The 16567-nt window shown below is 72.2% G+C and carries 18 protein-coding genes; 14 read left to right on the forward strand and 4 right to left on the reverse strand.

The genetic code is table 11. From position 1 onward, the window contains the following. The first annotated feature begins 188 nt into the window (after positions 1-188). The 3 genes from ABT296_RS11470 to ABT296_RS11480 all read left to right on the forward strand — a co-directional run bounded on the left by ABT296_RS11470 (position 189) and on the right by ABT296_RS11480 (position 2718). Positions 189-1484, forward strand: a complete 1296-nt coding sequence (locus ABT296_RS11470; protein WP_351925770.1) for a sensor histidine kinase — start codon at positions 189-191, stop codon at positions 1482-1484. After that, positions 1481-2170 (forward strand): response regulator, encoded by a 690-nt coding sequence (locus ABT296_RS11475; RefSeq protein WP_351925772.1) that lies wholly within the window; start codon positions 1481-1483, stop codon positions 2168-2170. The genes ABT296_RS11470 and ABT296_RS11475 overlap by 4 nt, the downstream gene beginning before the upstream one ends. A gap of 251 nt (positions 2171-2421) precedes the next feature. Continuing rightward, entirely contained in the window at positions 2422-2718 is a 297-nt protein-coding gene (locus ABT296_RS11480; protein WP_351925774.1) for a DUF3303 family protein, read from the forward strand. Between the two features lie 189 nt (positions 2719-2907). Here ABT296_RS11480 and ABT296_RS11485 read toward each other — a convergent pair whose 3' ends face one another. The 3 genes from ABT296_RS11485 to ABT296_RS11495 form a co-directional block, all read right to left on the reverse strand. Beyond that, the gene (locus tag ABT296_RS11485; RefSeq protein ID WP_351925776.1) at positions 2908-3558 is read right to left on the reverse strand and encodes a putative DNA-mimic protein; all 651 of its coding nucleotides are present in this window, start codon (positions 3556-3558) and stop codon (positions 2908-2910) included. Between the two features lie 112 nt (positions 3559-3670). Next, complete coding sequence (locus ABT296_RS11490) at positions 3671-4381, reverse strand: GntR family transcriptional regulator (protein ID WP_351925778.1); 711 nt, start codon at positions 4379-4381, stop codon at positions 3671-3673. A 118-nt stretch (positions 4382-4499) separates the two neighbouring features. Further along, positions 4500-5855 (reverse strand): aspartate aminotransferase family protein, encoded by a 1356-nt coding sequence (locus ABT296_RS11495; protein WP_351925780.1) that lies wholly within the window; start codon positions 5853-5855, stop codon positions 4500-4502. A gap of 193 nt (positions 5856-6048) precedes the next feature. Between ABT296_RS11495 and ABT296_RS11500 the strand changes: the two genes are divergently transcribed. The 4 genes from ABT296_RS11500 (at position 6049) to ABT296_RS11515 (ending at position 10705) form a co-directional block, all read left to right on the forward strand. Then, the gene (locus tag ABT296_RS11500) at positions 6049-6648 is read left to right on the forward strand and encodes a type 1 glutamine amidotransferase family protein (RefSeq protein ID WP_351925782.1); all 600 of its coding nucleotides are present in this window, start codon (positions 6049-6051) and stop codon (positions 6646-6648) included. Beyond that, positions 6645-7103 carry a MarR family winged helix-turn-helix transcriptional regulator gene (locus ABT296_RS11505; RefSeq protein ID WP_351925784.1) on the forward strand — a complete coding sequence of 153 codons (459 nt, stop codon included), beginning with the start codon at positions 6645-6647 and terminating at the stop codon, positions 7101-7103. Before ABT296_RS11500 ends, ABT296_RS11505 begins: the two co-directional genes overlap by 4 nt. 80 nt (positions 7104-7183) lie before the next feature. Beyond that, positions 7184-9022, forward strand: coding sequence for a serine/threonine-protein kinase (locus ABT296_RS11510; protein ID WP_351925786.1), 1839 nt, complete (start codon positions 7184-7186; stop codon positions 9020-9022). A gap of 129 nt (positions 9023-9151) precedes the next feature. Beyond that, positions 9152-10705: a PstS family phosphate ABC transporter substrate-binding protein gene (locus tag ABT296_RS11515; protein ID WP_351925788.1), complete on the forward strand. Its 1554-nt coding sequence runs from the start codon at positions 9152-9154 to the stop codon at positions 10703-10705. A 36-nt stretch (positions 10706-10741) separates the two neighbouring features. Here the strand turns inward: ABT296_RS11515 and ABT296_RS11520 are convergent, their stop codons facing one another. Beyond that, positions 10742-11509, reverse strand: a complete 768-nt coding sequence (locus tag ABT296_RS11520; protein ID WP_351925790.1) for an SLATT domain-containing protein — start codon at positions 11507-11509, stop codon at positions 10742-10744. Positions 11510-11836: 327 nt separating this feature from the next. Here ABT296_RS11520 and ABT296_RS11525 point away from each other — a divergent pair, with 327 nt between their 5' ends. The 7 genes from ABT296_RS11525 (at position 11837) to ABT296_RS11555 (ending at position 16540) form a co-directional block, all read left to right on the forward strand. After that, positions 11837-12175, forward strand: coding sequence for a YbaB/EbfC family nucleoid-associated protein (locus ABT296_RS11525; RefSeq protein ID WP_351925792.1), 339 nt, complete (start codon positions 11837-11839; stop codon positions 12173-12175). Between the two features lie 59 nt (positions 12176-12234). Continuing rightward, on the forward strand, positions 12235-12834 hold the full coding sequence (gene recR / locus ABT296_RS11530) for a recombination mediator RecR (protein WP_351925794.1): 600 nt from the start codon (positions 12235-12237) through the stop codon (positions 12832-12834). Beyond that, entirely contained in the window at positions 12827-13489 is a 663-nt protein-coding gene (locus ABT296_RS11535) for a DUF5063 domain-containing protein (protein WP_351925796.1), read from the forward strand. The genes recR and ABT296_RS11535 overlap by 8 nt, the downstream gene beginning before the upstream one ends. A 108-nt stretch (positions 13490-13597) precedes the next feature. Next, positions 13598-14419: a helix-turn-helix domain-containing protein gene (locus ABT296_RS11540; protein WP_351925798.1), complete on the forward strand. Its 822-nt coding sequence runs from the start codon at positions 13598-13600 to the stop codon at positions 14417-14419. Beyond that, positions 14412-14654, forward strand: coding sequence for a DUF397 domain-containing protein (locus tag ABT296_RS11545; RefSeq protein ID WP_351925800.1), 243 nt, complete (start codon positions 14412-14414; stop codon positions 14652-14654). Before ABT296_RS11540 ends, ABT296_RS11545 begins: the two co-directional genes overlap by 8 nt. Before the next feature lie 303 nt (positions 14655-14957). Then, positions 14958-15911, forward strand: coding sequence for a hypothetical protein (locus ABT296_RS11550; protein ID WP_351925802.1), 954 nt, complete (start codon positions 14958-14960; stop codon positions 15909-15911). A gap of 50 nt (positions 15912-15961) precedes the next feature. Then, on the forward strand, positions 15962-16540 hold the full coding sequence (locus ABT296_RS11555) for a Uma2 family endonuclease (RefSeq protein WP_351925804.1): 579 nt from the start codon (positions 15962-15964) through the stop codon (positions 16538-16540). The last annotated feature ends 27 nt before the right edge of the window (positions 16541-16567 follow it).

Here is a 16567-nt window from a genome sequence, read left to right on the forward strand (position 1 = left end):
GTGGCGGACGGTTCGCCAGGACGCTAGGGGCGGGCCGGGCGCCGGGTCGTCGCCCGCGACGGCGACCGCGGCTGCCATACCGGACGGAGTCCGCGGGCGTGTCATCCCCCGGAGGTACGCGGTGGATGTACGGCGGATCGGCGGCGGGAGGGATGTGCCCGGCGCCGGGCGCCCGCCAGACTGGCCGCATGGACGGGGCGGGGGTACACCGATGGCGGGCCGGGGCCGGGGTCGCGGCGCTGCTGCGCCCGGGGCCGCCGCCGCGGCCCTCGCGCTGGATGTGGACGGCGGACGGGGTGCTCGCCCTGGTGCTGGCCGTCTGCACGGCCGGCGCCGTCGAGGGCGGTGACCGGCCGGACGTCACGCCGCCGTTCCAGGTGCCCGCACCCGGGATGCCCCCGCCCCCGGAGGGCCCGGAGCCGGCCCCCGGGACGCTGCTGCTGGCCGTGCTGACCGCGCTGCCGCTGGCCGGCCGGCGGCGGTATCCGCTCGCCGCGTTCTGGGCGGTGCTGGTGCTGAGCCTGCTGTTCGGCCGGAGCACGGCCGGCACGGCTGACCCGGTGTCCGTGTACCCGTTCCTGTCCTGCATGGTCGCCGCGTACAGCGCCGCCGTGCACAGCCCGCACCGGCTGCACACGCTGGTGAGCCTGCTGGTCGGCGCCGTCCTCATGGCGGCGCTGCACGAGCGGTACCTGCCCGCGTTCACGCCCGGCTTCGTGCCGTTCCTGGTGCTGCTCGGCGTGGGCATCGCGGCCAACGCCATCCACACCTGGCAGCAGCGCTTCAGGGACCTTCAGCAACGGCAGGAGGCCGCGACCCGGCTCGCGGTCGAGCTCGAACGAGCCCGGATCTCCCGGGAGTTGCACGATGTCGTGACCCACAATGTGAGCGTGATGGTGATCCAGGCGGGCGCCGCCCGGAAGGTGATGGACAAGGCCCCGGACCGGGCCCGTGAGGCGCTGCTGGCCGTGGAGGCGGGCGGGCGCACCGCCCTGGCCGAACTACGCCATGTGATGGGCCTGTTGACGATGGACACCGAGGGCGGCCGGGAACCGGAGCTGTCCCCGCAGCCCGGTCTCGCCCAGGTCGCCGCCCTCGCCGGCCGGGTGCGCGCGACGGGCGTGCCCGTCGAACTCGCCGTCACCGGAAGCCCGGTGGCGCTGGCGGCGGGCGCCGATCTGGCCGCGTACCGGGTGGTGCAGGAGGCGCTGACCAACGTGGTGCGGCACGCGGGCGGTGCGCGGGTGCGGATCAGCGTCGCGCACGGCCCGGACGCGGTGCGCGTGGAGGTGTCCGACACCGGCGGCACCCCGTCGGCGGAGGCCGGACCCGGGGGCGGGCGGGGGCTGACGGGGCTGCGGGAGCGGCTCGCGGTGTACGGCGGCACGCTGGAGAGCGGGCCCCGGCCCGCCGACGGCTTCCGGGTCCGGGCCGTGATCCCGGCGGAGGGGCCGCCGGGCGTCGCGGTGGGGGAGGCCGGATGAGCGCGCCGAGGGTCGTGATCGCCGACGACCAGGCGCTGGTGCGCACCGGGTTCTCCATGATCCTGGCCGCCGACGGCATCGACGTGGTCGCCGAGGCGGCCGACGGCGAGCAGGCCGTGGAGGCGGTCCGGCACACCCGTCCCGACCTGGTGCTGATGGACGTCCGCATGCCGGGCCTGGACGGCCTGGAGGCGACCCGCCGCATCCTCTCCGGCGCCGTGGTCCCCGACCCGCCGCCGCGCGTGCTGATCCTGACCACCTACGACCTGGACCGCTACGTCTACGCCGCCCTCACCGCCGGGGCCAGCGGCTTCCTGCTCAAGGACGTCACGCCCGAGCACCTGGTCGCCGCCGTCCGCCTGGCCCGCTCAGGCGACGCGCTGCTCGCCCCGGCGATCACCCGGCGCCTGGTGGAGCGGTTCGTCTCCCAGGACACCCGGACCGCCGCCCTCCACCGCGACCTGTCCGTCCTCACCCCGCGCGAGACGGAGGTCCTCCAGGCCCTGGGCACGGGCCTGAGCAACGCGGAGCTGGCCGCGCGCTTCACCCTGAGCGAGGCCACGGTGAAGACGCACGTGGCCCGCATCCTCGCCAAGCTGCGCCTGCGCGACCGCGCCCAGGCCGTGGTCGTCGCCTACGAGACGGGACTGGTCGCGCCGGGCGCGGGCCGACCCGGAGCGCCGTGAGAAGAAGGGTGAGTGCGCACCCGTCGTCGTGAGGGGCACGAGTCGTGGGTCCGCGTGCCGGTCGACGGCGCCGAGCCGGCCCGGAGAAGGGTCAACACCGCTTGCGCACAGGCCGTGACGGGCTGATCGGGGGCCCTTCTCCCTCTGCGCCGGGGTGTGGGGCGGGCCTATCCTTGAGGTGTACAAACCGGCCGAAATCGGTTGAGGCCGGTTTGAGGTCGGGGCGCGAGCGGCGGCGGAAGGTGAGTGCGATGCGCGTGATGCTCAAGGCCACGCTGGACACGGAGAAGGGCAACGAGGCCATACGTGAGGGCCGGATGCCCAAGGTGATGCAGGAGGCCATGGAGAAGTTGCGGCCGGAGGCCGCCTACTTCGGCCCGGAGGGCGGGCGCCGCACCTGCTGGCTGGTGATCGACCTCCAGGACAGCTCCCAACTGCCGCCCGCGGCCGAGCCCTTCTTCACCGAGATGAACGCCAGGGTCGAGTTCATCCCCGTGATGAACGCCGACGACCTCCAGAAGGGCCTCTCGCAGCTAGGGCCCTCCTGATGGATCTCCGCGGCGTCGCGACGCCCGGCACGCCCGCTCGGCGTGCGGCGCGAAGGGACAGGTGGCTCCGCCACATGACCCTCCACGCCGCACGTCGAGCGCACGCACCGAACGCCGCTCCTTCTCCCGCGGAGATCCATCAGAAGGGCCCTCGGCGGCTGATTCGCGGGACCCGCCGGAGGGCCGCGCTCAGCTGAAGATGATCATCGAGCCCTGGGCCAGGCTCCGGGTCGCCGCCGCGTGCAGGCCCAGCCAGACATGGCGCTCACGGGCGAAGGGGCTGGGGTCGTAGGGGGCGGGCACGGCCGGCTCCTCCAACTCGGTGGGAGCCAGGGGCGGCTGGGGCGCGGACGGAGGGTTGGCCGGGTCGATGCCGATCGACGGGGCCACGAACTCCAGCTCCCGCAGCAGGCTCTGGGACGAGCCCAGGGGGCCGCCGCCCGCGAGGAGTTCGTCGCTGGCGAGCGGGTGCGGGAAGTCGACGGGCACGTACGCGCCCGCGTGGTCGTAGTGCCAGACCAGATGCGACTGCTGGGCCGTCGTCTCGAACATCTCCAGCAACTGCTCGTAGTCGCCGCCGAGTTCGTCCACCGGCGTCACCGGCAGACCGCACATCTGAAGGAGGTAGACGCGGCGCAGGAAGTGCAGGGCGTCGTAGTCGAACCCGGCCACCGGGGCGACCTCGCCGGACAGGCCCGGCATGTACTGGTACACCGGCACCGGTGGGAGGCCGGCCTCGGCGAGCACCTTGTTGTACTGCGCGAGTTCCTCGGCGAAGGGGTTGTCGGGGGTGTGGCACAACACGTCGACGAGCGGTACCAGCCACAGGTCACAGGCCAAAAGAGGACTCCTCGTACAGCGGGCCGCAGGGCGGTGGTCAGGGCAGGGTAATCGGTCGGGCCCGGGGTGAAACCCCCTGGTACCGGACTCCGGTACGGGCCGTGCCGGTCCCCTACCCAGTCGCCCGGTGCCCGAGTCGCTCGATCAGGGCCAGGGAGTGGGTGTTGTAGGCGTCGACGACCGAGCGGGCGCCGTCGATGTCGCCGCGGGACAGCGCGTCGACCAGCTCGGTGTGGCCCGACCAGAGCACGCCCCGCAGGTCGGGCAGCAGACGCAGCCGCTGCACGGCGCAGACCCAGGACTGCACGCGCAGCCGGTGCAGGAAGTCGGCGAGATAGGGGTTGCCGAAGAGCATGGCGAGTTCGCGCCAGAACCGCAGGTCGTAGCCGATGAGGACGGTGAGGTCGCCGGCGGCGGCGGCGCGCTGGGCCTCCTCGCCGCGGCGGCGGACGCCGGCCAGGACGGCGGCGGTGCGGGGCTCGGCGGGCTCCTGGGTGCCCTTGCGGCCCTTCTCGACGGCCTGGAACATCCCGTCGGTGACGAGGCTGCGGGCCTCGACGATGCCGCGGAAGTCGGCGGCGGTGTACTCGTGGACCCGGAAGCCGCGGTGCTGGTCGGCCTCCAGCAGGCCCTGCGCGGACAGGTCGACCAGTGCCTCGCGCACGGGGGTGGCGGAGACGCCGTACTGCTCGGCTATCTCCTTGACCGTGAACTCCTGCCCCGGCTGGAGCCGCCCGGCCAGCACCTCGTCGCGCAGCGCCTCCGCGATCTGCTGGCGCAGGGTGCTGCGGGTCACCGCACCGGTGCCGGTGGTGCCGGGCATGGTCGGGGCGTCTCCTCGTCGCGCTGGGTGGCGTGCTCGCCTTTGTCTACGAGCACGCCACCTTACGCGTTCGCCCTCCGGACCGGCTCGGGGGTGATCCCCGCCACAGCGGGGGGTTCTACCCGGTGTACTCGTCGGCGACCGACAGGGCCGCGTCCAGGGCCGCCAGCCCCTCCTTCAGCTCGGCCTCGGAGGCGTTGCAGGGCGGCACGACATGCGTCCGGTTCATGTTCACGAAGGGCCACAGACCGTGCTTCTTCGCGGCGGCTCCGAAGGCGGCCATCGGTGCGTTCGCCTCGCCGGCCGCGTTGTACGGCACCAGCGGCTCGCGGGTCTCGCGGTTGCGCACCAGCTCCAGCGCCCAGAACATGCCGACCCCGCGCACCTCGCCGACCGACGGGTGCCGTTCGGCCAGCTCCCGCAGCCCGGGCCCGACCACCGAGGCACCCAGCCGCGCCGCGTTCTCCACGACGCCCTCCTGAGCCATCACGTTGATGGTGGCCACGGCCGCCGCGCAGGCCAGCGGGTGCCCGGAGTAGGTCAGACCGCCCGGGTAGGGCCGCTTGGCGAAGGTCTCGGCGACGGCGCCGGAGATGGCGACCCCGCCCAGCGGCACGTAACCGGAGTTCACGCCCTTGGCGAAGGTCATCAGGTCCGGGACGACGCCCGCGAGGTCCGCGGCGAACCACTCGCCGGTCCGGCCGAACCCGGCCATGACCTCGTCCAGGACGAAGACGATCCCGTACTTGTCGCACAGCTCGCGCACACCGGCGAGATAACCGGGCGGCGGGACCATGATCCCGGCGGTGCCGGGGACGGTCTCCAGGACGATCGCGGCGACGGTCGACGGCCCCTCGAAGGCGATCGTCGTCTCCAGGTGCTCCAGCGCCCGGGCGCACTCCTGCTCCTCGGTCTCGGCGTAGAAGCGCGACCGGTACAGGAAGGGCGCCCAGAAGTGCACGACACCGGCCGAGCCGCTGTCGGAGGCCCAGCGGCGCGGGTCGCCGGTGAGGTTCACGGCCTGCTGGGTGCCGCCGTGGTACGAGCGGTACGCGGAGAGGACCTTCGGACGGCCGGTGTGCAGCCGGGCCATCCGTACCGCGTGCTCCACGGCGTCGGCGCCGCCGTTGGTGAAGAAGATCCTGTCCAGGTCGCCCGGGGTCCGTTCGGCGATCAGCCGGGCCGCCTCCGAGCGCGCCTCGATCGCGAACGCGGGCGCGAACGTCGTCATCCGCCCGGCCTGCTCCTGGATCGCGGCGACGACCTTCGGGTGCTGGTAGCCGATGTTCGTGTAGACGAGCCCGCTGGTGAAGTCGAGGTAGCGGTTGCCGTCGTAGTCCCAGAAGTAGGACCCCTCGGCGCCGGCGACGGCGAGCGGGTCGATGAGCTCCTGCGCGGACCAGGAGTGGAACACATGCGCACGGTCCGCGGCCTTCACGGCGGCGCCGACCTCGGGATCTGGCTGAGGGGTCATGCGGCCGAGGGTAAATGTCCGCGATGCGGAAGCGATATCGGCGTCCTGTCTGCGGGACGGGACGCGGGGGCGACAGGTTGTCGACACGGGGCCCGGTGCGACGGGTTGCCGACACGGGCCGACCTCAGTCTATTGACAGCATGCTGCGTTAATGACAGGATACTGTCATAAGCAGCCAGCCGAGGAGGCCGACATGAGCCGCAAGCCCGTACACCTCGCCGTCTACGACACCTTCGCCGACTGGGAGACCGGACACGCCACCGCGTTCCTCGCCCGCGCCGGGTTCGAGGTCCGCACCGTCGGCCCCACCACCGAGCACGTCCGCAGCATCGGCGGCCTCTCCGTCCGGCCCGACCTGGCACTCGACGAACTGCGGCCCGAGGACAGCGCCCTGCTGATCCTGCCGGGCGCCGACCTGTGGGACACCTCCGCGGACCTCGCGCCCTTCGCCCGCGAGGCGCGCGGGTTCCTGGACGCAGGCGTGCCGGTCGCCGCGATCTGCGGGGCCACCGCCGGGCTCGCCCGGGAGGGGCTGCTCGACGACCGCGACCACACCAGCGCGGTCTCCTTCTACCTGGCGGCCACCGAGTACGCGGGCGGCGGACGGTACGTCGACACCGACGCCGTCACCGACCGCGGACTGATCACCGCCGGCCCCACCGACCCCGTCGCCTTCGCCCGCGAGATCCTGCGACTCCTCGGGGTCTACGAGGGCGAGGTGCTGGACGCCTGGTACCGGCTGTTCCACGACTCCGACGCCGAGGCGTACGCCGTCCTGGAGGCCGCGGGATGAGCCGCGCGCGACAGGACCTGCTGAGCCGCGCCGCGCTCGGGGTGTTCCGCCTCAACGGACAGTTCCTCGCCGTGGCCGAGGAACTCGCCAGGCCCGCCGGGCTCACCGCGGCCTGGTGGCAGGTGCTCGGCGCGGTGCTGCCCGAGCCGCTCACCGTCTCCGGGATCGCCCGGGACATGGGCATCACCCGGCAGAGCGTGCAGCGGATCGCCGATCTGCTGGTGGAGCGGGGGCTCGCCGAGTACCGCCCCAACCCCGCCCACCGGCGGGCCAAGCTGCTCGCGCCGACCGAGGAGGGCCTCGCCGCCGTCCGCCGGATCGACCCCGGCCACGCGGCCTTCGCCGACCGGCTGGCCCTGGCCTTCGGCGAGGCCGAACTCGCGGACGCCGTACAGGTGCTGGAACGGCTGTCGAAGGTGCTGGCCGAGACGGAACCGGCTGTTACGGAACCGTAGAGACGGGCCCGCTCGCCTCCCCCGACGCCCGCACTATCGTGGGGCCGTTCACACAGGGGCGTCTCAGGGGGAGGGCCTGCATGGATCAGCTGGGGCCGGGGGATCCACGGCGGATCGGGGCCTATCGGCTGCTCGGCCGGCTCGGGGCCGGCGGGATGGGGCAGGTGTTCCTCGCCCGCTCGGACCGGGGGCGAACGGTCGCGGTCAAACTGGTGCGCCGGGAACTCGCCGCCCAGGAGGAGTTCCGGGAGCGGTTCCGGCGCGAGGTGAGCGCCGCCCGGAACGTCGGCGGCGCCTGGACCGCGCCCGTGCTCGACATGGACACCGAGGCCGAGGTGCCGTGGGTGGCCACCGGGTACGTCGCCGGGCCCAGCCTCCAGCGGGTCGTCGGGCACGACTACGGCGCGCTGCCGGAGCGCTCGGTGCGGATCCTCGCCGCCGGGCTCGCGCACGCGCTCACCGACATCCACGCCGCCGGGATCATCCACCGGGACCTCAAGCCGTCCAACGTCCTCGTCACCATCGACGGGCCGCGGGTCATCGACTTCGGTATCGCGCGGGCCCCGGAGACGCTCGTCGACTCCGGTCTCACCCGCCCCGGCGCGCTGGTCGGCTCGCCCGGCTTCATGGCCCCCGAACAGGTGCGGGGGGACCGGCTCACCCCCGCCTGCGACGTCTTCTGCCTGGGCTCGGTCCTGGCCTACGCCGCCACCGGCCGGCTGCCCTTCGGCGCCGGGCACAGCGGGGTCCACGCGCAGATGTTCCGCATCGCCGAGGAGGAGCCCGACCTGGAGGGCGTGCCCGAGGGCATCGCCGAACTGGTCGGGGAGTGCCTGCGCAAGGACCCGGCCGCGCGGCCCTCGCTGGCGCGGATCCTGGAGAGCACCGGGGTCGAGGACACCGTCACCGACGGCCGCTCCCGGGACCCCTGGCTCCCCGGCGCGCTGGTGGCCCAGCTCGGCCGGCACGCGGTGGGGCTCCTGGACGCGGAGGACCCGGAGGCGGTCTCCCCCGAACACGGTTCCGCCGCGGACTCCGGGTCGGTGGACTCCGGGGCCGCGGACTCCGGGGCCGTGGGGGCGGGTGCCGCGCCCGCCCCGGCCCCGGCGTCGGCTCCGGCCGCGGGGCAGACCCCGGCACCGCCCGGCACCCCTCCGGCGGGCGCCTTCGGGCCCCCGGCGCACCCGGCGGGCCCGCCGCCCGGTCCCGGAGGACACCAGGCGTACGGCTACCCCCACCCGCCCCACGCGGTGGCGCCGCCCTCCCCGTACACCGGGTCGCCGTACGGCTCGACCACGCCGTACGGGTCCACCGAGCCCTACGGGCCCGCCCCCTCGTACGGGCCGGGGGAGCCGCCGCGGCGCGGCGGGCGCTCCACCGCGCTGCTGCTCGCCGTGGCCGTGGTCGTGGCGGTGGCCGCCGGCGGTTCGGTCTACGCCCTGATGAACAGCGGCGACGACCCGGGCACCCAGGGCCGCGGTGACGGCAAGCCCACTTCGACCGCGAGCGACTCCGCCACCCCGGGTCCGACGAGCGAGGGCCCGACCCCCTCCGACTCCGCCTCCACCCCCGAGGACGGCGCGATCCCCGCGGACTACCTCGGCACCTGGTCCACCACCCTCGACAACGCCGACGGTCTGCACACCCGCCGCATCACCCTCCAGCAGGGCGGGCCGGGCGACACCGTGCTCTCGCTCGTCGCGGACGGCGCCGACTACCACTGCGTCTTCCAGGCGGAGCTCACCGAAGAGCCCACCGAGGGCGGCCCGTTGGAGCTCGGACCGTCCACGGTCACCGTCGGCGAACCGGCCTCCTCCTGCACCCCGGGCGGCGCGACGGTCCTCACCCTGCTCGGCGACGGCACGCTGGAGCGGGTCAACGCGAGCACGGGGGAGAAGCTGACCTACACCCGCGAGTGACCAACACCCCCTGTTCCGGACCTGGTTGAACGCTCGGCGAACATCGGCGGACCAGTCCGGAACGCCCCGCCCGGCGACCGTAGGGTGTCCGCACACCTGTCCGGCTCCGGGGAGTTGCGGGGGCACCCGATGGAGTTGCTGAGCGCAGAGAACGTCGTGGCCGTGTCGACGGCCGCGGCCGGCATCGTCGCCTCGGCCGTCATGGTCTGGTACGAGCGCCGGGTGCCGCGGCGCAAACGGATCGGCTACCGCGTCCAGATGGACAACCCGATCGGCGACGACGTGACCTCCGGCCGCGCCAACGTCCGCCTCGGCCTCTTCGACGAGGCCCCCGGGATGCACCAGGCGACGCTGGTGCTGCTGCGGGTCGAGAACGACGGCTCGCAGGGCATCGGCCACGACGACTACACCGGCCGCGAACTGCACGGCCTGACCGCGGAGTTCACCGACCGCAGCATCCGCGGGGTGTCGGTCACCCAGCCGCCCGGCACCGACCACCTGATGAGCCACTTCACCCCGCACGCCGGTTTCGGCTACGACCCCGGCGGCAACGAGCTGCGCATCCCACGGGTCCCGCTCAACCGGGGCGAGCACTTCAAGCTGCTCGTCCTGCTGTCGGGCGGTGACGTGGGCCGGGACATCCGGCTCGTCGGCGGCATCCGCGACGGCGAGGTGCACCCCAACCGCAGCGCCACCCCGGACGACAAGCCGCCGCTGTTCAGCCGGGCGGCCCGGCTGATCACCCTCATGCTCACCGTCTCCGTCCTCGTCCTCTCGGCGATCGTGGTGGTCCGCGACGACACCCCGCCCCCGCTCGGCTGCGAGAAGGGCACCCTCACGGTCACGGGCTCCACCGCGTTCGCGCCCGTGGTGCGGGACCTCGCGAAGGAGTACGAGAAGGACTGCGAGGGCGCCGACATCTCCGTAGAGGCACGCGGCAGTTCGGCCGGCGTGGGCGAACTCGCCGCGCTGGAGGGCGGATCGGGGCAGGAGCGGGCGTCGATGATCGCCTTCCACGACGGGCCCAGCAAGCGGGCGGACGCCTCACTGACCCGGCTGCCGATCGCCCTGTCGGTCTTCGTGCCGGTCGTCAACGACGCGCTGCGCCTGCCCGGCGGCGGCCTGTCCACGGCGGACGTCAGGCGCGTCTACGCCGGTGAGATCGCGTACTGGGACGAGCTGGACCCGGGGCTGCCGCACTGGCGGGTGGTCCTGGTGAGCCGGGACGCCGACTCCGGCACCCGCCAGGTCTTCCAGGACCGGGTGCTCGGCGGCGCCTGGGAGGGCGTGCCGAGCACCTCCCTGGACTGCGACGTGACGACCGACCGGGCGGCGCCCGTCCGCTGCGAGCCGGACTCCACCGAGGAGGTCCTGGCGAAGGTCGCCGAGATCAGGGGCGCGATCGGCTACAGCGAACTCAACCTCGCCACCGGCCGTGACCACGTCGGCCGGGTCCGCCTCGACGGCGCCGACGCCTCGGTGCAGGCCCTGGAGAGCGGGGCGAGCACCTACCCCTACACCGGGGTGGAGTACGCCTACACCTACGGCGACCCGCCCGGCGGCTCCCTGGCGGGGAGCTTCCTCGACTACGTCAGGAACAACGGCGAGACCCTGATCCGCACCCACGACCACGTGCCCTGCTCGACACCGGAGGGCGAACGCCTGTGCCGGGAGGCCGACTGAGAGCCAGGGTGGACACCCCAGGGTGGACACCGCGGGTCAGCGGGGCTCCGGCGGGCGCTGGCGGGGCATGTTCGGCCGGGACGGACCCCCGGGCGGCATCGGGAACCGTCCGTGGACGACCGTGCCGTCCGGCCGGCCGCCCCCCGACACCGCGCCCTGGATGCCCATCGGCGCCGTACCGGTGCGGAACTCCACCATCCAGTCCGCCGTCTCCGTGCGGACCAGCTCCGTCACGTCCTCGGAGAACCGCCGCAGCACGCCCAGGCACCGGTCCGCGGCCTCGCTCGCCGTGCCCTCCGTCGGGCCCAGGACCTCCCGCACGCTCTCCGACGCCCAGTCGAACTGGAGCACCTGGAGCCGCCGCTGCACCGCCTGCGCCGTGGCCACGTCCCTTATCCAGCCGGAGGTGACCCCGAAGAACCGGTCCACCCCGACACAGGCGACCGCCAGCAGCAGCGCCAGATACCCCCAGGGCGCGACCCCGCCCATCACCCCGGTCAGGTCCAGCAACGGCAGCGCGGCCCCCGACGCCGCCCCCGCCGCGGCACCCCCGCGCAGCACCCGGGCGCCCCGGCGCTTCCACACCCGGTCCGCCAGGTACCAGGCCGCGATGTCCAGCGCGCCCTGCTCCACCCACCGGTACAGCTCGTCGAGCCGTACCGCGGGCTCGCCCCAGTCGCCGGCCGGAAACGTCCGCCCGGTCAGATCGCCCGGCCGGAGCCCGGCGGCGCCCTCGCGGCCCTCGCGGCTCTCGCCGCGCCCGTCGTGCGGCGGACGCTCGGGCTGCATCTCCGGCTGACCCACCCGGCACTCCCTACTGATCCCTGCTGATCCCGACGAAAACCGGCCGGTACCGACCGGTCCCGACCGGCGCCGGTCCGTACCGGCCGATCACTTTGCGTGACACTGTGACGCCTGTTTCCCATGCGCCGGACTCTTCCTACCGCCCAATGGGTGGCGAAGGGGAGCCTTTAGCGGCTTTTCCGCTCGGAAGTGGCCCTTGATCAGGTATAGGCCACACATTCGCCTCACTCGAAAGAGTGCCGGGGCGACGGCCGGGCAGAGCACGTAGGCTCGTGCCGAACGGCAGAAGCGGTACGGGACGAGCGCAGAAGAGAAGAGGAGCTGATCGTGATCCCCGGTGGTGGCCAGCCCAATATGCAGCAGCTGCTCCAGCAGGCCCAGAAGATGCAGCAGGACCTGGCGAACGCCCAGGAGGAACTGGCGAGGACCGAGGTCGAGGGCCAGGCGGGCGGCGGCCTGGTGAAGGCGACCGTGACCGGCTCCGGCGAACTCCGCGGTCTCAGGATCGACCCCAAGGCGGTCGACCCCGAGGACACCGAGACCCTCGCCGATCTGGTCGTCGCGGCCGTCCAGGCGGCCAACGAGAACGCCCAGGCACTTCAGCAGCAGAAGCTCGGCCCGCTCGCCCAGGGCCTCGGCGGCGGTATCCCCGGCCTGCCTTTCTAAGACGGCCGCCGGACCTCTACCGTACGTAGTGAAGGAACCCCAGGAAGGACGGCAGTCCGTTGTACGAAGGCGTGGTCCAGGACCTGATCGACGAGCTGGGGCGGCTGCCCGGCGTCGGTCCCAAGAGCGCGCAGCGGATCGCCTTCCACATCCTCCAGGCGGAACCGACGGACGTACGGCGTCTCGCGCAGGCCCTGATGGAGGTCAAGGCGAAGGTCCGCTTCTGCGCGACCTGCGGGAACGTCGCGCAGGAGGAGTTCTGCAACATCTGCCGCGACGCCCGCCGCGACCCCTCGGTCATCTGTGTGGTGGAGGAGCCGAAGGACGTGGTGGCCGTCGAGCGCACCCGTGAGTTCCGCGGCCGCTACCACGTCCTGGGCGGAGCGATCAGCCCCATCGAGGGTGTGGGCCCCGACGACCTGCGTATACGAGAACTTCTCGCGCGGTTGGCCGACGGTACGGTCACGGAGCTGATCCTGGCCACGGACCCGAATCTGGAAGGCGAGGCCACGGCCACGTACCTCGCCCGCATGATCAAGCCCATGGGCCTCAAGGTCACCCGCCTGGCCAGCGGCCTCCCGGTGGGTGGCGACCTGGAATACGCGGACGAGGTCACGCTCGGCCGCGCCTTCGAGGGGAGACGACTCCTAGATGTCTGACGCCACGCTGCACGCGACCACCCAGGACCCGGACGACTTCGCCGTCCAGATCGCCGACCAGGTGGAGAGCTTCCTCGTCGCGGTCATCGAGGTGGCCAAGGGCGACGAGCCGGAATCGGCGATCCCGTTCCTGCTGCTGGAGGTCTCCCAGCTGCTGCTCGCCGGCGGGCGGCTCGGCGCGCACGAGGACATCGTCCCCGACGAGCGCTACGAGCCCGACCTCGGTCCCGAGCCGGACGTGGACGAGCTGCGCGAGAACCTCGCACGCATCCTTGACCCGGTGGACATCTACTCCGAGGTCTTCGACCCCTACGAGCCGCGCAAGGCACCCGTCCCCGCGCGGATCTCCGACGACCTCACCGACGTCATCACCGACCTGCGGCACGGCATGGCCCACTACCGCGCGGGCCGCACCACCGAGGCGCTGTGGTGGTGGCAGTTCTCCTACTTCTCCAACTGGGGCTCCACGGCCTCGGCGACCCTGCGCGCCCTGCAGTCCGTCCTCGCCCACATCCGGCTGAACCAGCCACTGGAGGAACTGGACGGCCTGGACACCGACCAGGGCGTCATGGGCGACGAGACACTCGAGTTCGAGGCCGGCCGCGTCATGGAACAGGAGATCGGCGGCCAACTGGGCCTGCGCCCCGCGAAGTAGCCCCCGCGGAGCAAACGCCGAACGCCGTGAAACCGGTCACTCCGGAGTGCCCGCCGGGCTACGCTCAGTAGCGACTGGTGCGGCACTCCTGCGCCGTACCGACCGGAGGTGGGCGCGGTGACGGCTCGGAACAACTCCCAGCGACCAGCCGCCTGGCGCTACAGCGGCGACCAGTTGAAGCGCTGGCGCATGAAGGCGGACGTCAGCCGCGAACAACTGGCCTCCGCGTGCAACTACTCCCCGGAAACCATCGCGTCCATGGAGCGCGGCGTACGCAGACCGACGCCCCATGTCCTCGACGTCGCAGATGAAATGTGCGGCGCGGAGGGCATGTTGAGCGCGGGGAAGCAGTTCTTGGACAGGGAGCGGTTTCCGGCACGGGCGCAGAACTTCATGGAGCAGGAGAAGAAGGCCACCAGCCTCTGGTGGTACGAAGTCTCGTTGGTACCAGGGCTGTTGCAGACCAAGACATACGCTCGCGCGCTCATCGACAACCGCATCCCGCCCCTGGACGAGGATGTTGTCGAGGAGCGGATCGCGGCCCGCATCGAGCGGCAGGCCATCCTGACCCAGCAGAAGCCGACGGTAGGGCTGAGCTTCGTCCTCTACGAGGCCGTGCTGCATGCCCCGCAGGTGGATGCCGAACAACTGCGCCGACTGCTGGAGGTGTCCCGGACGCGGAACGTGGTTGTGCAGGTGCTGCCCTTCGAGCGGGCTGTCCCTGCCGCGCTCATGGGGCCCATGGTGCTGCTGGAGACCCGCGACAACGATCGATTCGCTTTCACCGAAGGGCCGTTGGTCAGTGAGATGTCGGCTGATCCGGGGGCTGTCAGCCGCCTGACCGAGAGGCTTAGCCTGATCCGCGCGCAGGCTCTCAGCCCGGACGAGTCGGCCCGATTCATCGAGCGGATGGTGGACAGCCGTGAGTGACCAGCTGAAGTGGTTCAGGTCCAGCTACAGCGACGACGAGGGCGGCAACTGCGTCGAGGTGGGGCTGGGTTGGTTCAAGTCCAGCTACAGCGACGACGAGGGCGGCGCCTGCGTCGAAGTCGCGTTCGCCACCCGCGTCCACATCCGCGACTCCAAGGTCCCCTCCGGCCCCGAACTCCACCTCGCCGTCCCCGCCTGGACGGCCTTCATCTCCGCAGTTCGGCCCGGGGCTTGAGCCTCGGTCTTCGAGCTCTTCCCATGGGTTTTCCGGGTTTCCGGGTGGGTTGAAATCCAACCCAACCAACCAAACCGGTGGGCGAGTTGAGGTGTCATACCTCGAACGGGTGACGTTCCGTAACCGGCTTGTGCCGGAGCGTGAAGCCGCTCTAGGTTCGCGGCAAACGCGCACATAGTTCGGCCCCGGTCGGTGCACCACCACCGGCTCCGGGGCCTGGACCTACGGATCGAAACGGAAAGAGAAACCTCGATCGTGGCTTACCCACACCTTAGTCCTGCCTTGCCGTCGCCGTCCCATCCAATGGCCGAAGCGGGTTACGGAAAACGCTCCGCCGGTGACGAAGGCCCGAACGCCGACGCCGACTTCGCACATCTGAGCCCCCGTGAGCGCGAGATCGCGGTCTTCGTCGACCATCTCGAAGAGGGCCACGCGATGGGCTACAAGGCGATCGCGGCGGCACACCCCCGCTACGGCCAGCAGGCCGTGCGCACTTCGCTGGGCCGCATCACGGCCGCCGGCCGTCTGCGCTGGATCCGGGAGCACATCACCGTCGAGGACGACTCGATGCGGTGGGTGACGCGTACGTACTGGCAACGCACGGCCAGGTCGGCGCAGTGGTGGGCGGACTTCGCGGAGAAGCGGCACGGCAGGGACGTGACCGAGGAGTACGTGTCGGGCCTGGTCCGTACCGAGGAGGCCGCGGAGACGGAGCACGGGCCGGGGCCGGCCGAGCAGCCGGCCGAGCCTTCCTCCAGCACCGCCTACCAGGCCCTGGCCGACCTCCGGACCGCCGACGAACGTATGCCGCTGTCCGACCGCGACTGCCGCACCCTCGAACCCCTCGCCTCCGAGTGGCTGTCCCGTGGGGCGTCGCCGCGCGACCTCGTCAAGGCCCTGACGGACGGGCTGCCGTCCGCCGTCACCAACCCGGGCGGACTCGCCCGCAGACGATTGGAGAGCAAGATGCCCCCGAAGAAGGCGAAGATCCGGCAGAAGGCCGCCCGCCGTGGCCGGGTGGACCGCGTGCTCATGGTCTGCCCGCTGTGCGACAGGGACGAGCGGACGGCCGAGATCGTGAACGGCCTGTGCCGCGAATGCCTGGCGGAGATCGAGGCGGAGGGGCCGGTGTACGGGTACGTCCCGCCCACCTTCCTCCCCGGCCCGCGAAACGGCGGCGGCCCGCCCGGCGCCGAGGAGACCGTCGACGTCACCGAGCGCGTCAACGAACTGCGCCGTGCGGCGGGGCTGCTGTGAGCGTGCGGGAGGCGCCGGCCGGGGCAGGATGGTGTCGAGGAGGCGACGCCATGACCCCCAGGATCGAGCACCAGCCGTCGATGACCGTCGAGGAGTTCGAGGAACTGGAACGCCATGCCCCGGAAACCGTGCGGCTGGAGTTCATCATGGGAAAGGTCCAGGTCAAGGCCGTGCCGGACGGTAACCGCCGCGAGATCTACATGTGGCTCCTGGAACGGTGCATGCAGCTGCGCCCCGACCTTCGGCTCTATCCGGAGTCCGGCCTCAGGACCGAGGCGTATCGCAGGGGGCGCGCTCGCGCGGACGCGGTCCTGGTGCCGAGGGGAAGTCTCAAGGGGCACGGTGAGTGGTCGGAAACAGACGGTGTGCTGATGGTTGTGGAGATCACGTCGCACGATTCCGACACCAACCAGCGCGACCGCGTCGACAAGGCGGAGGGGTACGCGGCCGCAGGCATTCCCGTCCACCTCCTCGTCGACCGCGACGACTGCTCGGTCGTGGTGTTCAACCAGCCGGAGGGCGGCCGCTACCGGCACGCGGAGAAGCTCCCCTTCGGTGCCACTGTCGAAATCCCGGACCCCGTGAACATCACCCTCGACACGGAGCCCCTCAAGGAATTCGCGGACTGAGAATCCCGGTGTCCTGTGACGCGTTGC

Origin of the sequence: Streptomyces sp. NPDC000983, assembly GCF_040299205.1 — a bacterium.
In the GTDB taxonomy this organism is placed as follows: Bacteria; Actinomycetota; Actinomycetes; order Streptomycetales; family Streptomycetaceae; genus Streptomyces.